General features: G+C 67.7%; 14 protein-coding genes. 9 read left to right on the top strand and 5 right to left on the bottom strand.

All coding sequences use genetic code 11. The annotated features are described in order from the left end of the window. The first annotated feature begins 69 nt into the window (after positions 1–69). The 4 genes from AC4LGL_RS12125 to AC4LGL_RS12110 all read left to right on the top strand — a co-directional run bounded on the left by AC4LGL_RS12125 (position 70) and on the right by AC4LGL_RS12110 (position 4126). Positions 70–636, top strand: a complete 567-nt coding sequence (locus tag AC4LGL_RS12125; RefSeq protein ID WP_491838896.1) for a TetR/AcrR family transcriptional regulator — start codon at positions 70–72, stop codon at positions 634–636. A gap of 91 nt (positions 637–727) precedes the next feature. Next, a complete protein-coding gene (locus tag AC4LGL_RS12120) occupies positions 728–1381 on the top strand; it encodes a biliverdin-producing heme oxygenase (protein ID WP_491838895.1) in 654 nt (217 codons plus the stop codon). A 228-nt stretch (positions 1382–1609) separates the two neighbouring features. Further along, complete coding sequence (locus tag AC4LGL_RS12115; protein WP_491838894.1) at positions 1610–3199, top strand: PPE family protein; 1590 nt, start codon at positions 1610–1612, stop codon at positions 3197–3199. A gap of 117 nt (positions 3200–3316) precedes the next feature. Then, entirely contained in the window at positions 3317–4126 is an 810-nt protein-coding gene (locus AC4LGL_RS12110; protein WP_491838893.1) for a hypothetical protein, read from the top strand. On the opposite strand, the gene AC4LGL_RS12105 is transcribed toward AC4LGL_RS12110, so the two are convergent. Continuing rightward, on the bottom strand, positions 4123–5181 hold the full coding sequence (locus AC4LGL_RS12105; protein WP_491838892.1) for a 3-deoxy-7-phosphoheptulonate synthase: 1059 nt from the start codon (positions 5179–5181) through the stop codon (positions 4123–4125). The genes AC4LGL_RS12110 and AC4LGL_RS12105 overlap by 4 nt on opposite strands. A gap of 269 nt (positions 5182–5450) precedes the next feature. Here AC4LGL_RS12105 and AC4LGL_RS12100 point away from each other — a divergent pair, with 269 nt between their 5' ends. After that, positions 5451–6386, top strand: a complete 936-nt coding sequence (locus AC4LGL_RS12100) for a LysR family transcriptional regulator (protein WP_491838891.1) — start codon at positions 5451–5453, stop codon at positions 6384–6386. Between the two features lie 43 nt (positions 6387–6429). Here the strand turns inward: AC4LGL_RS12100 and AC4LGL_RS12095 are convergent, their stop codons facing one another. Both AC4LGL_RS12095 and AC4LGL_RS12090 read right to left on the bottom strand, forming a co-directional pair. Next, positions 6430–7566, bottom strand: a complete 1137-nt coding sequence (locus AC4LGL_RS12095; protein ID WP_491838890.1) for a TDT family transporter — start codon at positions 7564–7566, stop codon at positions 6430–6432. Positions 7567–7642: 76 nt separating this feature from the next. Then, positions 7643–8803, bottom strand: coding sequence for a CynX/NimT family MFS transporter (locus AC4LGL_RS12090; protein ID WP_491839348.1), 1161 nt, complete (start codon positions 8801–8803; stop codon positions 7643–7645). A gap of 140 nt (positions 8804–8943) precedes the next feature. Between AC4LGL_RS12090 and AC4LGL_RS12085 the strand changes: the two genes are divergently transcribed. After that, positions 8944–9606, top strand: a complete 663-nt coding sequence (locus AC4LGL_RS12085; protein ID WP_491838889.1) for a FadR/GntR family transcriptional regulator — start codon at positions 8944–8946, stop codon at positions 9604–9606. On the opposite strand, the gene AC4LGL_RS12080 is transcribed toward AC4LGL_RS12085, so the two are convergent. Beyond that, positions 9594–9938, bottom strand: a complete 345-nt coding sequence (locus tag AC4LGL_RS12080) for a winged helix-turn-helix transcriptional regulator (RefSeq protein ID WP_491838888.1) — start codon at positions 9936–9938, stop codon at positions 9594–9596. The genes AC4LGL_RS12085 and AC4LGL_RS12080 overlap by 13 nt on opposite strands. A gap of 45 nt (positions 9939–9983) precedes the next feature. Here AC4LGL_RS12080 and AC4LGL_RS12075 point away from each other — a divergent pair, with 45 nt between their 5' ends. Next, positions 9984–10718: an SDR family oxidoreductase gene (locus AC4LGL_RS12075; protein WP_491838887.1), complete on the top strand. Its 735-nt coding sequence runs from the start codon at positions 9984–9986 to the stop codon at positions 10716–10718. Position 10719: 1 nt separating this feature from the next. On the opposite strand, the gene AC4LGL_RS12070 is transcribed toward AC4LGL_RS12075, so the two are convergent. Further along, a complete protein-coding gene (locus AC4LGL_RS12070) occupies positions 10720–12060 on the bottom strand; it encodes a sensor histidine kinase (RefSeq protein WP_064879281.1) in 1341 nt (446 codons plus the stop codon). Between the two features lie 167 nt (positions 12061–12227). On the opposite strand from AC4LGL_RS12070, the gene AC4LGL_RS12065 reads away from it, so the two are divergent. Both AC4LGL_RS12065 and AC4LGL_RS12060 read left to right on the top strand, forming a co-directional pair. After that, positions 12228–12974, top strand: a complete 747-nt coding sequence (locus tag AC4LGL_RS12065; RefSeq protein WP_491838886.1) for a Clp protease N-terminal domain-containing protein — start codon at positions 12228–12230, stop codon at positions 12972–12974. A 40-nt stretch (positions 12975–13014) separates the two neighbouring features. Then, entirely contained in the window at positions 13015–13440 is a 426-nt protein-coding gene (locus AC4LGL_RS12060; RefSeq protein ID WP_135361876.1) for a PPOX class F420-dependent oxidoreductase, read from the top strand. Positions 13441–13456 lie beyond the last annotated feature (16 nt).

Genomic DNA, 13456 nt, shown 5'->3' with positions numbered 1-13456 from the left:
GGGTTCTCCACCTGCCGGCTAAGGCTGGACTAACAGAATTCGCAGGCAGGGCGGGCGTTAGACTCGAGCGTGCCCAGGATCAGCGCCTCATCGGTCGAAGAACACCGCGAGCAGATCCAGCAGCGCATCTTCGAGGCATTCGCCGCCCTGATGACCGAGCACAGCTTCGACGCGATCACCATGGCCAAGCTCGCGGCCGAGGCCGGCATCGGGCGGACCGCGATCTATCACCACTTCCCGGACAAAGAGTCGGTGGTGATCGCATTCGCGTCCCATGAGACGAGCCGCTACCTCGACGGGCTGCGCAACGCCCTGTCCGAGGTGGACGATCCCGTTGGGCGACTGAGGGTTTACATCCGGCACCAGCTCGAAGCCGGGCAGGAATTCCACATGGGCATGGGCATGCAGCTCTATGGCGCCCTGTCGGACGAGACCATGCTGGCCATCCGCGATCACGTGGTGGCGGTCGAGGACGTGCTGCGCGAGATCCTCGCGCAGGGCGTGGCCGACGGGCAGTTCACCGTCGACGACGAGGCCGCCACGATGTCGCTGATCCACGCGTGCCTGGCGCCACGCCACCTTCCGGTGGCCGCCATCGAGCAGTTTGTCCTGCGCGCACTGTCCGCAAAAACGTAGGTCCCCACGGCGCGCGACCCGGTGCTAGGTTTCCTGACAGATTGTCGGCATGATGTTGACAACCTGTCGTTAAAACACCTGGAGCCAGAGTATGCCGAGCGCCGTTGCCCCCGAGACCGTCCGATCGCTGTCCGTCGCCATGCGCGAGGACTCGCGAAGCGAACACGAGGCCGCCGAGCAATCGTCGTTCATGTCGGAGTTGCTCAGCGGGCGGGTCAACGGCCAGGGCTACGTTGATTACCTGCTGCGACTGCGCGCGGTCTATCGCACCCTGGAGGACACGGTCCGAGCCCGACGGACCGACCCGGTCGTCGGCGCGTTCCATGACCCGATGCTGGAACGGTTGGCCACGATCGACGCCGACCTCGACCATTGGGCACCGGACTCAGCGCGCGAGGTCCACTCCCCCGCCGCCCAGGCCTACTGCACCAGGATCGCCGAATCTGATTGGGGTGGAGCACTTCTGGCCCACCACTACACCCGTTACCTCGGCGACCTGTCCGGCGGCCAGGCCATCGGCCGAGTCCTCGACCGGTCCTTCGACCTGGACGGCGCCGGACTGTCGTTCTACGAATTCCCGATGCGCCCAAAGCCGTACAAGGACGCTTACCGGGCCCGACTCGATGGTCTCGACCTCGATCAGGGCGACATCGACCGCGTCGTCGACGAGGTCAAGGTGGCCTTCGCGCTGAACCAGGCACTGTTCGACGAACTCACCGCCAACCTGCCGGCCTACCGCCGCTGACCCACGCTCAGACGAACTGACGATTGCGCCATCCACATAGGAACTTCATACCCCAAATCGGCACAAGTTAGCTTATGCTAACCATACTTAGCCACTGGGGGAGCAAAGCGATCGAGAGGAGAACCGGGCTGCCGGCACGCGCTGCATCCCGGACAACGCGATGACTATCTGCACCCCCGTCCACCCGTCGGCAAACGACGCCACGTCGCCCGTCCTGGACGGTCTGTCATGACCACCCCGGTGTGGATGGCGCTGCCTCCCGAAGTGCATTCAGCTCTGCTCAGCAGCGGTCCGGGCGCCGGGCCACTGCTGGCGGCGGCAGGGGCATGGGCCTCGTTGAGTACCGAATACTCCTCGGCTGCAACCGAATTGACGACAGTGATGGGTACGGTGCAGGCCGGGGCGTGGGAGGGGCCCAGCGCCGAGCGGTACGCGGCGGCGCACCTGCCCTACCTGGCCTGGCTGGGCGCCACGAGCGCGAGTAGCGCACGGGTGGCCGCCCAGATCGAGACGGCAGCGGCCTCGTACACCGCCGCTCTGGCAGCGATGCCGACGCTGGCCGAACTGGCGGCCAACCGCACGACCCTCGGTGTGCTGGTGGCCACCAACTTCTTCGGGATCAACACCGTCCCCATCGCGGTCAATGAGGCGGACTACGTACGGATGTGGATCCAGGCCGCGACCACGATGACGGTCTACCAGGCGTCCACCGAGGTTGCGGTGGCGACCACACCGCCGTCGACGGCGGCACCGGTACTGCTGGCGCCGGGTGTCGGGGAAGCGGGCTCCGGGTCGGCGACGATGATGCAGTCTGCCGCTGTGGCCCGGGCCGGCGAGTCGGGCTCTTCCCTCAGCCTGAGCGATGTGCTCAGTTCGTACGAGGAGTTCATCGAGTGGATCAAGGCCAACGATCCGATCGGGAACTGGCTGGCCGAACAGTCTGAGCATTTCTACGGGATGTACGACCAGCTCAGGGAATTCATTCTCGAGCCCTGGCGGATCCCGCAGGTCCTCGCCGAGATCATCGCCGATCCGTCGTTGTTGTTCAGCACCTACATCAACGTGTTCTTCCTCGGCGCGTACACCGCAGTCTTCGCCGTGCTGGGCACTCCGCTGTACGCCGCGGCGGTCGCGGCGGCGTCCCCGGCCATGCTCGGACTACTCGGGATCGTCGGACTGGCCCAGGCCTACGACATTCCGATCGACGCGCCGGCCGAGGAGATCGCCCGCGCCGAGCCGCCCGCGGTGGCCGCGATGCCCGGCTCTGCCGCGCCGGCATCGGTGGCGGCGGGCGCCGCACCTGCGCCTGCACCTACCTCCGCTCCCGCCGCCCCTGCACCGTCGACTCCCACTCCGATGCCCGCCGGAGCCGAGCCCGCCCTGTATGCGGTGCCGGGCGGGGGTGCCGGATTCGGTTTCGGCGCGACGTCGCGGTACAGCGCCACCGCCAGGGCTTCGGACTCGGTAGGCGCGTCCGCTGCGGCTGCCGCCACGGCCGCGGCGATCAACAAGCGCCGGTCGCAGGCCCGCAAGCGACGCAGCGGAACCGCCAAGGACCGCGGTTACCGCTATGAGTTCATGACGGCCGACGGTGTCGCCGCACCGCCGTCCGGGCAACCCGTCACCACGAGCGCCTCCGAGAGTGGGGCCGGAAACCTCGGATTCACCGGAACCGCAGTGAAATCGACTGTTGCCGGACCGGCCGGGCTGACCACGTTGACCGACGACGCCTTCAGCGACGGAACGACGATCCCGATGATGCCCGGTAGCTGGCAGTCCGGGGCGGACGCCCCGCTCGCGACAGAGGATGACGCCTAACCGATCCATGTTGAGTCGGTGAGCAATTCGTGAGAACCCGCGGGATCTGCCGTCCACGGGCAGCGACACCCGGGAACTCATGGCAATACTGGTGATTCCGCCGGAAGGGAGCACCAGGTGAGCAGTGGCACCACACAGTCGTCCGCCTGGGAGAGCACGCTGCCGCACTTCTCCACCGTCGAAAAGCACGGCCACATCACCGTGTCCGTCTCCCGACCGTCAGAAACGCTGCGATTCTTCGCGGCACTCACCTTCATCCTGTGGGTACCGGTCGCCGTCGGCGCAGCGTTCTGGATCCACAGCATGCAGACCCGCGACCCGTCGACCTGGTTGGGCATCGCCGCAATCGTCGGCTCGTTTCTTCCCGCCATCCTGGCGACCATCGTCGCCGACGAGGCCCGCGACACCTTCGGCCAGCGCAGCACCGGCAACCGGGTGGCCCTGATACCCGCCCTCGCCGGCGTCGCGGTCGGCCTGCTCGGGGCAGCGGTGTGGATCGGCGGCTGGACCGGCGGGACCCTGGCACTGGTCAGCGTGGCGTGCTCGGGCGGCGCGGCGCTGGCCACCGCGGGGGCGTGGCGGGGCATCCGCCATACCCGTCGCCGGCAAGACCGGCTAGCGGCCCTGCGCCGGCACGGTGCGCGGTCGCCCGGCGAGCTCCGCAACGTGGAATTCCTGACGCGCTGGACCGGCGACGACCCCGAGTTCACCGTCACCGTCGCATTCGAGGGCCCGACCGGACGCCGGGTGGTGAGGGCGAACATGGTCGCCCATCACTCTCGGGTTCCGCTGGCCGGCTCGCGCGTCGTGGTCTTCAGCGCACCTCACGACACGGGCGACGACGTCCTCATCGAACTCGACGCGGCCAACGCGCCCAAGTTCGACCGTGACCCCGGCGGCCGGTACCGCAAACCGAGCGGGAACTAGCCCGCGCGCTTGGCAAGCTCGCGCAGCACCAGATCGGTTGCGTCCCAATCCATGCACTTGTCGGTGACGGACTGGCCGTAGGTGAGCGGCCGGGCCTCGGGCGACTGCGCCCCGGCGACCAGGAAGCTCTCCAGCATGACGCCGCTGACCGGCAGACCGTCCCGCACCATCTGAGCGACCTCGGTGGCCACCACTGCCTGGCGGACGTGATCCTTGCCGGAATTGGCGTGGCTGCAATCGATCACCACACGGCCGGGCAGCCCGGCGCCGGTCAACTTGGCCGCGGTCGCGACTACGGCGTCGGCGTCGTAGTTCGGTCCCGCTGTGCCACCACGCAGGATGACGTGGCAGTCCTCGTTGCCTGCGGTGTTCACCAGCGCACCGCGGCCCATATCGTCCATCCCGAAGAAGACATGTTGAGCGGCAGCGGCTTTCACGCCGTCGACCGCGACCTGAATGTTTCCGTCGGTGCCGTTCTTGAACCCGACCGGCATCGACAGACCCGACGCCAGCTGGCGGTGTACCTGCGACTCGGTGGTCCTGGCGCCGATGGCTCCCCACGCCACGGCGTCGGCAATGTACTGCGGGCTGGTCGGTTCCAGGAACTCGCACCCGACGGGCAGGCCGATGTCGATGATGTCGAGCAGGAGTTGACGAGCGACGCGCAAGCCGCGGGTCACGTCGAAAGTGCCGTCCATACCGGGGTCGTTGATCAGGCCCTTCCAGCCGATCGTGGTGCGCGGCTTCTCGAAGTACACCCGCATCACGATCTTGAGCTGATCTTTGAGCTCGTCGGCCACCTTCACCAGGCGGCTGGCGTACTCCAGCGCGGCTGCGGGATCGTGCACCGAACACGGGCCGACGACGACCAGCAGCCGGTCGTCCCGACCTGCCAGGATGTCGGCGATCTCATCGCGGTCGCGGGCCACCCGCTCCGCGCGGCGCTCCCCCAGCGGGAATTCGGTCAGCACATCGTGCGGGCTGGGGATCGCGCTGAAACTGCGAACCCGTCGGTCCGATGTGGCTGGGGCTTTGGCGATCTGCGCCAAGTTCATTTTCGAGGTGCCTTCCTGGTGGTGGGCACCTGCAAGAGTTCCGGCGCCCTGTAACGACGAAAGGCAGCGACCGATGGTCACTGCCTGGGCTCCGGGTGGATGCGTGCTTAGTGCTGCGCTTTATCGGCTCCGCCCGGAGCCTCGATAAAGCGCCAATAGCTGGCACACACGCCGATAGTCACGTCGGCCAGGCTACACCACGTCCGGCGCGACGCCCCAACCGGTGCGTTCACAACCGTGATTTGTGACCACGCCCTACGATCCTGGGCATGCCGCTCAGCCCCCGGATGCCCGAGCTGGCAGCGTTCGAAGTGCTGCTGGCGATCGCACGTACCGGCAGCATCGGAGCCGCCGGTCGCGAGCTGGGTCTCACCCAGCAGGCGGTGTCGGCGCGGCTGGCCTCGATCGAATCGCAGACCGGGGTGCGGCTGGTACAGCGCAGCCCCCGCGGGTCGCAGCTGACCGCGGCCGGTGCGGTCGTCGCCGAGTGGGCCGACCAGTTGCTCGACGTCGCGGGGCGGGTGGACGCCGGCCTGGCGTCGATGCGTACCGAGAGCCGCGATCGCGTCACCGTCGCGGCCAGTCTCACCATCGCCGAACAACTCATGCCGCGCTGGCTGGTGTCGCTGCAGGCCGACGCGGCACGTCGCGGAGTGAACGCACCCGAGGTCATCCTCACCGCGGCCAACAGCGATCAGGTGATCGCCGGCGTCCAGGACGGGTCGGCCGACCTCGGCTTCATCGAATCCCCGGGTGTCCCGGCCGGACTGCACAGCCGGGTGATCGCCCATGACGAGCTGGTCGCCGTGGTGCCCCCGGATCACAAGTGGGCCCGCAGATCGGCTCCGGTCAGCCCCGTCGAGCTCAGCGAAACACCTTTGGTGTCAAGGGAAACCGGTTCGGGCACCAGGGATGCCCTCAGTTCTGCGCTGCGGTCCGCGCTGGGTCAGTCGAGCCGGCAGGCCGACCCGGCGATCGAACTGTCCTCGGCAACCGCGATGCGTGCCGCGGTGCTGGCCGGCGCCGGGCCCGCCGTGATGAGCCGACTGGCCGTCGAAGACGACCTCACCCTGGGCCGGCTGCGTGAGGTACCCGTCGACGGACTGGACCTGCACCGCGAACTGCGGGCCATCTGGTCGGGTGGCCGCACCCCGCCGGCCGGGGCGGTGCGCGAACTGCTCAGCCACATCGCCTCGGCGCGTTGAACCCGGGCCACCGGAACCTGGTGCTCGATCCGTGCCGGTGACTTCAGCCGCGCAGTAGCCGACCGGTCCGCACCCCGCGAAGGGTATTGGTCGCGACGGTGGCCCATGCGGCCAGCAGCAGCACGTACAAGGCGACAGCCAGCCAGGAAATGGCAACGGCACCGGTGGCGACGCCCAGTGCAGACGCTCCCGTCACGCAGGTCCCCACCGGGAAGGTGAAGCTCCACCAGGTCAGGCTGAATGACAGCCCACGGCGCGCACCATGCACGGTGAGTGCCGTCGCGAGGCAGAACACAAACGCTCCGAAGCCGCCCATCACCAGGCCGTAGACAATCCCGAAGGCGTGCAGAGCGGAGACCGTGGCACTGTCGGTGAGCACCGAGCCGGCATGGGCGGCCAGCAGATTGGCCGCGGTGATCGACTGACCGACGACGCCGAGCACGATCCACACCGTCGGAATCGCCTGCACCTGACTGAACCCGCCGTGCATGAGCCGCGAATACACCATGGTGGTGGTGATCAGACCGGCCAGCAGGCTCAGGCCGAACATGGCATAACAGGCGACCAGCAAGGTCATCCCCGCTTGTCCCGGACCGAGGTGCGACAGCAGCAGGGCGCCAGTGGAGGCCGAGACCATGGGTGACACCACTGGCATCATCCAGGCCGGCACGGCCTCGACGTCGGTGTGATCCTCACGGGTGATCATCGCGAACGGAAGCCACAGGCTGACAACCAATCCCAGCGCCGTGCCGGCGATCCACAGCACTACGTCGAGGGCCAGCGCCGCGGACGGGCCGATGATGCCCGGCCCGAAAAGCAGCGCACCCGCTCCGACGGTGAGCAGCGCCATCGCCGGGGCGCCGTAGAACTGCCCCACCACCTGGTGTCCCGCATAGGCCTTCGCCTGTTCCCGATGCCGGATCCAGTGCGTGGCGAAGGCCGCGGTCAGGATCACCAGCACGGCGGCGGCGAGAATCCATACCGCAGTGGCGAACTCGTGCAGACCCGGCAGGTGCAGCGGCAGCGTGGCCGCCGCCGTCGCGACGATTCCGGTGCCCATCACCGAGGCGAACCAGTTCGGCGTGATGTGCCGGAAGGCCGAACTCGCAGTGTCCAATTCGGCCAGCAGGGCGGTATGAAACGGCCTTGCCGCGGTGTAAGTCGCCGTGTAGGTGGTCACCTCGCCAATGCTGGTGGCCGCAACCGATCAGCGGTAGGCACCACGATCTTGTGGCGTCACAAGCCAGGCTTGTGACTCACACGTATCGGTTCCGGCCGGCCAGCGCGCCCGCCACCATCTGCACCAGGTAGATGACCATCACCATGGCAAACGGCGCCGTCCAGCCGGCGGTCATGTCGTGAAGCAGCCCGAACGAGAACGGACCCACACCGGCCAGAAGATAGCCGAAACCCTGCGCCATGCCGGAGAGTCGTGCGGTGTCCTCCGCGTTGCGCGCGCGCAGCGCAATCACGGTGAGCGCCAACGAGAACACGCTCATTCCGATGCCCACGAAGAAGCTCCACAGCAGCGGCGCCGCGCCGGGATCGACGAGCAGCCCGATCATGCCGATCATGCCGACCACGCCGAGCCCCACGATCCAGCCACTCTGGTGCTTCTGCTTGGCCGCCAGCGGCGGAACGATCAGGCTGATCGGGACGGCCAGGATGGACACCAACCCGAGCAACAGGCCGGCGTCGGTCTTGCTGACCCCGCTGTCGATGAACACCTCGGGCAGCCAGCCCATGACGATGTAGGCCAGGAACGACTGGCAGCCGAAGAACAACGTGATCGTCCAGGCCAACGGACTGCGCAGCAGCGAGCGACCGGCCGCCCCCGACGAGGCCGCCTCGGTGCGGGCGGTGCTGATTCCCCGCGCGCCCACCAACCAGAACAGCAGCGCGAGAATGGCCACCAGCGCCCAGGCACCCAACGCGCCCCGCCATCCGCCGAGCAGAGGCTCCAGCGGTGGGGTGACCGCTGAACCCAGCGCCCCGCCGCCCTGCAGGGCCGCGGTGTAGACACCGGTCATCAGTCCGATCTGGGCCGGAAACGAACCCTTGATCACGACCGGGATGAGCACGTTGACCAGCGCGATGCCTCCGGTGGCGACCAGCGTTCCGCCGATCACCACGTACGGTCCGTCGAGCACCCGGGCCACCAGGCCGACGCTCAGAATCACCAGGGCGACCGAGATCGCCCGGCCCAAACCGATCCGGCGGGCCAGCCACGGCGCGGTCAGACCCGCCGCGGCGAAGCACAGGCCGGGCAGAGTGGTCAGCACGCCGGCCCACACGGCCGAGGCGCCGAGCGACTCCCGCATCTCGCCGAGAACCGGCCCGATGCTGGTGATCGCCGGACGCAGGTTCAGCGCGGTCAGGACCACCGCCACGATCAGCAGGGCACCGCCCGCCGCCATCTGTGCAGGGCGTACCTCTACGGCACCGTCGAGTTCGAGCTCCAGATCGTGCTCGTAACCGTTCAGCGTTTCCTTGCGCAGAGACCTACTCACCCGGTTATGATGCCATACATCCCATGATTGGATGAAAGGACTTTCACGTGCCGCTCGCCACAACGCGACGCACAGGCCTCGTCGACCAGGTGATCGAGCAACTGCGCACCCTGGTCACCTCGGGCGAATGGCCGGTCGACAGCCGCATCCCCACCGAGCCCGAACTGGTCGAGGCCCTCGGCGTGGGACGCAACACCGTGCGCGAGGCGGTCCGAGCCCTGGCACACAACGGCATCTTCGAAGTCCGGCAGGGTGACGGCACCTATGTGCGCGCCACCAGCGAGGTATCCGCGGCCCTGCGCCGGCTGTGCGGATCCGAGCTGCGCGACGTGCTGCAGGTCCGGCGCTGCCTTGAAGTTGAAGGGGCCCGTCTGGCCGCCGTCGCGCGCACCGAAGCGGACCTTGTCGAACTACGCGCCCACCTGGCACACACGGACACCACGGACCACGCTCAATTCACCCACTCCGACACCGAGTTCCACCTGGCCGTGGTGCGGGCGTCGCACAATCCGGTACTCGTCGAGATCTACCGCGGGCTCCTTGAGGCGATCACCGCCAGCGTCGCGACGACAAGCGCGGGTCCCGGCGGGATGTTCCCGCACGACGATCTGGTCGACGCGATCGCGGCCGGCGACGTGGAACGGGCCGGGCAGGAGGCGGCAGGCTTCCTCGACGAACTGCTGGAAAGGTCCCCGGCTCAGGACTGCTGAGCCTCCCCCGCCTTCCAGGACTCCGCCCAGTCCCACAATCCCGACAGCGCCGCCCCCAACCCGGCACCGGTGACCGTCAGTTCCCAGGCCCCGGTTTCATTCTTGACGACCAGCCCGGCCGCCACGAGTTGTTGCAGCCGCTCCGACAACATGCTCGACGAGCAATTGCCCATATGTCGGCGCAGTTCGAGGAATCCCAACGACCCCGGTTCGAGCTCCCAGATCACCCGCAATACCCAGCGCTGGCCCAGCAGCTCCATGACGGCCAGCATCGGCGCATTCGCCGGGTCTTCACCACGGCGAACGAACTCGGGTCCACTTGCGCTTCTCATTTAGAACCATCATATTGGTTCTAAATCAGAAGCACGGAGGCAGTCATGAAAGTCGCGCTCGTCACCGGCGCATCACGTGGGATCGGCGCCGAGGTCGCGCACCAACTCGGAGCCGCCGGCGTGCACGTGATCGTCAACTACCGCGAGAAGATCAAGCGGGCCAAAGCGATCGTCGACGCCATCGAGGCGAGAGGCGGCCAGGGGTCCGTCGCGGGGGCGGATGTGTGCGATCCCGATGCGACCGCCAACCTGATCGACCACATCAGGGATACATTCGGCCGCCTGGACATGTTGATACTCAACGCTTCCGGCGGCCTGGAGCGTGGCGCCGACGCGGGCTACGCGATGCGGATCAACCGCGACGCCCAGGTACGCCTGGCCGAGGCGGCGCTGCCGCTGCTCGCCCCCGGCGGCCGCATCGTGTTCGTCACCAGCCACCAGGCCCACTTCCACGGACAACAGCCGGTTCCCGACGATTACCTGCCCATCGCCGCGAGCAAGCGTGCCGGCGAGGACGCGCTGCGTGCGATGCAGTCCCGTTTCGACGACGCCGGTGTGTCGTTCGTGGTGGTGTCCGGCGACATGATCGAGGGCACGATCATCGTGCGGCTGCTGGCCCGCCGAGACCCCGATGCCGTTTCGGCCAGACAGATTCACGGCACCTTGCCCACCATCGAGGAGTTCGCCTCGGCGATCGTCGACGCCGCGCTCGAACCGGTCACCTCGGGCGACACCGTGTATGTCGGCGGTGCCGATTACGTCGCCACCGCGCACCCCTGACTCAGAAGGGCGCGTCCTCCACCCGCCGGGTCAACGGCAGCTGCAGCAGCAACCGCGCGCCGCCCAGCGGGCTTTCCGTCAAAGCAGCTGTGCCACCGTGCAATTCGGCTTGCTGGGCGACGAGTGCCAGACCCAGACCGGATCCCGACCGCGACGCTGTCGATCCGCGGGCGAACCGCTCGAACACTTCGGCCCGCTCGACCTCGGGCACCCCGGAACCGTTGTCGTCGACCACGATCTGCACGTCGTCGGCCGAACTGACTGCGCTCAGCCGGATTTCGGTGGCGCCACCATGCTTGACGGCGTTGGCGATGGCGTTGTCGATCACCAGACGCAGGCCCGCCGGCATGCCCAGCATCAATACCGTCGGCGAGGGCATCAGCGTGGCGCGCAGTCCCGGATACGTCCGCAGCGCGTCGTGCGCCGCGCGGTCGAGCAATTCGGTGACATCCATCGGCACGAAGTCCTCGACCGTGGTCAGCTCCCCCTGCGCCAGCCGCTCCAGGGCGGTCAGGGTGCCCTCGATGCGGCTCTGCGTGCGCATGACGTCCCCGATCACCTCCTTGCGCTGCTCGTCGGTCATGTCCAGCGTCGACAGCACTTCCAGGTTGGTACGCATCGCGGTGAGCGGGGTCCGAAGTTCGTGCGAGGCCACCGCGGCGAAATCGCGGGCCGATTCGAGCGCGGCCTTGGTGCGCTCCTGTTCGTTGCCGATGCGGGCCAGCATGCCCTCGACCGCCTCGGCGATCTGCACGGCCTCACGCACACCGCGGACCTGTACCTCGTCGGGCTTGGACTGGGCGTTGATGGCACGGGCCTGCTGAGCCAGCAGCCGGAACGGCGTGATCATCACCAGCGAGATCATCCAGCCCACCACGATGGTGCTGCCGATGACGCCACCGCAGATCAGCAGGACCCGCAGGTGCAGTTCATCGATCCGGCGCTGCGTCTCGGCCAGTGGTGCACCGAGCGCGATGGTCGCGGGGCCCGCCGTGAAGGTGCGTACGCGGTACTCGACGCCGTCGATCGTGGTGTTCGTGTAACCGTTTTCCAGCCGCGGAAGGACGATGTCGCTGGGCACCGAGACGCTGACGCCTCCGATGTGGGCGGTGCGGACGAGACCTCCGTCGTCGGGCATGGCCTTGTCCGCCGATCCCTGCTTGGTGGCGGTGAGCAGCGTGCTGACATCGCCGAGGCTGCTCAATGAATCCAGGCGCCGATCCAGCTGGCTGTACTGGTCGTTGGTCACGCCGATCCACACCCAGGTCCCGAGCGTGATGACGGTGACCACCACCGACAGCGCACCCACGATGACGATCGTGCGCAACGACAACACGCGCATCACCGGCCGCAGCACGGGGCGCAGCAGCGTCAGGACGCGATCTTCGAGATTCACCGGCGCCATCTTGCCCGATCCGGGCGAGCGGGCGCCGCCAGCACCGCACCGTCGACGCCCATCATCGTCAACTCATGGTTGACGATCAATTTTCGTCAACCTACAGTTGACGCATGAGCAAACCCGTCACCATCTCCAACCCCGTCCGCCTCGACGACCTCATCGGCGCGATCAAGAAGGCTCATACCGAACCGCTCGAGCAGTTGATCGATGCCGTGATCGCCGCCGATGCCCTCGGCGAGATCGCCGACCACCTCATCGGGCATTTCGTCGACCAGGCCCGGCGCTCGGGCGCATCGTGGACCGACATCGGCAAGGCCATGGGCGTCACCAAGCAGGCCGTCCAGAAACGCTTTGTGCCGAAGGTCCCCGATTTCGACCCGGCCGCCCTTGACCCCAACGCCGGATTCGGCCGGTTCACCCCGCGGGCCCGCAACGTCATCGTGGTCTCCCAGAACACCGCGCACGAAGCCGGCAACACCGAGATCACCCCTGATCACCTGCTGCTGGCACTGTTCGCCGAGCCCGACGGCCTGGCCGCCAAACTCCTTGTCAGCCAAGGAATCACCGCTGAGACAGCTCGCTCGAGCATCACCCTGCCGCCGCCCGCCGGGACGGTACCGGCACTGATCCCGTTCAGCGCCGCGGCCAAGAAGGCGCTGGAACTGACATTCCGTCAGGCACTTCGGCTCGGCCACAACTACATAGGGACCGAACACATCCTGCTCGCCCTCGCCGAGGCCGAAGGCGAGGACGGGCCCCTGCACCGACTCGGCGCGGACCCCGAACGGTTCGAGACCGAACTCGCCGCGGCCCTGGCGCCGTTCACCGCGGAAGGCCAGGACAGCGCCGAACAGTGAACCCGGGAATGAAAGCGTCCGCGCAACCGTAGAACCTGACGTGTTACTCAACGACGCCGCACGCGAATTCATCGGCGCAGGTGCCGATGCCACGCTGGTCACCCTGAACCCGGACGGGAGCCCACAGGTCACCCTGGTCTGGGTGGCGCTGCAGTCCACACCGGACGGCGACGAGCTGGTGACCGCGCACCTGGCCGAGCACAAGAAGGTGCGCAATGTCCGACGCGACCCCCGCGTGGCCCTGACGATCGTCGATCCCGGACGGGTGGGCGAAGCGATGCGCCCCTACCTGGCGATCACCGGTACGGCCCGCATCGTCGAGGGCGGGGCACCGGAACTCCTCAAGGAGCTGGCGCAGACCCTGGCCGCCCCCGATGTTCCGTTTCCGCCCAAGGACGCACCGCCCGGTTGGCTCACCCGCATCCGGATCGACAAGGTTGGCGGCGTCGGCCCCTGGGTGTCCTGACCCATCCGGCTGTAAC

This window comes from Mycolicibacterium arcueilense, assembly GCF_058536225.1.
This window is presented reverse-complemented; position numbering and strand designations above follow the sequence as displayed.

What these genes read in the sequence shown, in the direction of transcription:
- AC4LGL_RS12100 (WP_491838891.1), top strand. Translation starts at nt 5,451, where the DNA reads ATGCCGCTCAGCCCCCGGATGCCCGAGCTGGCAGCGTTCGAAGTGCTG.
- AC4LGL_RS12075 (WP_491838887.1), top strand. Translation starts at nt 9,984, where the DNA reads ATGAAAGTCGCGCTCGTCACCGGCGCATCACGTGGGATCGGCGCCGAG.
- AC4LGL_RS12105 (WP_491838892.1), bottom strand. Translation starts at nt 5,181, where the DNA reads ATGAACTTGGCGCAGATCGCCAAAGCCCCAGCCACATCGGACCGACGG.
- AC4LGL_RS12065 (WP_491838886.1), top strand. Translation starts at nt 12,228, where the DNA reads ATGAGCAAACCCGTCACCATCTCCAACCCCGTCCGCCTCGACGACCTC.
- AC4LGL_RS12090 (WP_491839348.1), bottom strand. Translation starts at nt 8,803, where the DNA reads ATGGCGGCGGGCGGTGCCCTGCTGATCGTGGCGGTGGTCCTGACCGCG.
- AC4LGL_RS12080 (WP_491838888.1), bottom strand. Translation starts at nt 9,938, where the DNA reads ATGAGAAGCGCAAGTGGACCCGAGTTCGTTCGCCGTGGTGAAGACCCG.
- AC4LGL_RS12070 (WP_064879281.1), bottom strand. Translation starts at nt 12,060, where the DNA reads ATGCGCGTGTTGTCGTTGCGCACGATCGTCATCGTGGGTGCGCTGTCG.
- AC4LGL_RS12120 (WP_491838895.1), top strand. Translation starts at nt 728, where the DNA reads ATGCCGAGCGCCGTTGCCCCCGAGACCGTCCGATCGCTGTCCGTCGCC.
- AC4LGL_RS12115 (WP_491838894.1), top strand. Translation starts at nt 1,610, where the DNA reads ATGACCACCCCGGTGTGGATGGCGCTGCCTCCCGAAGTGCATTCAGCT.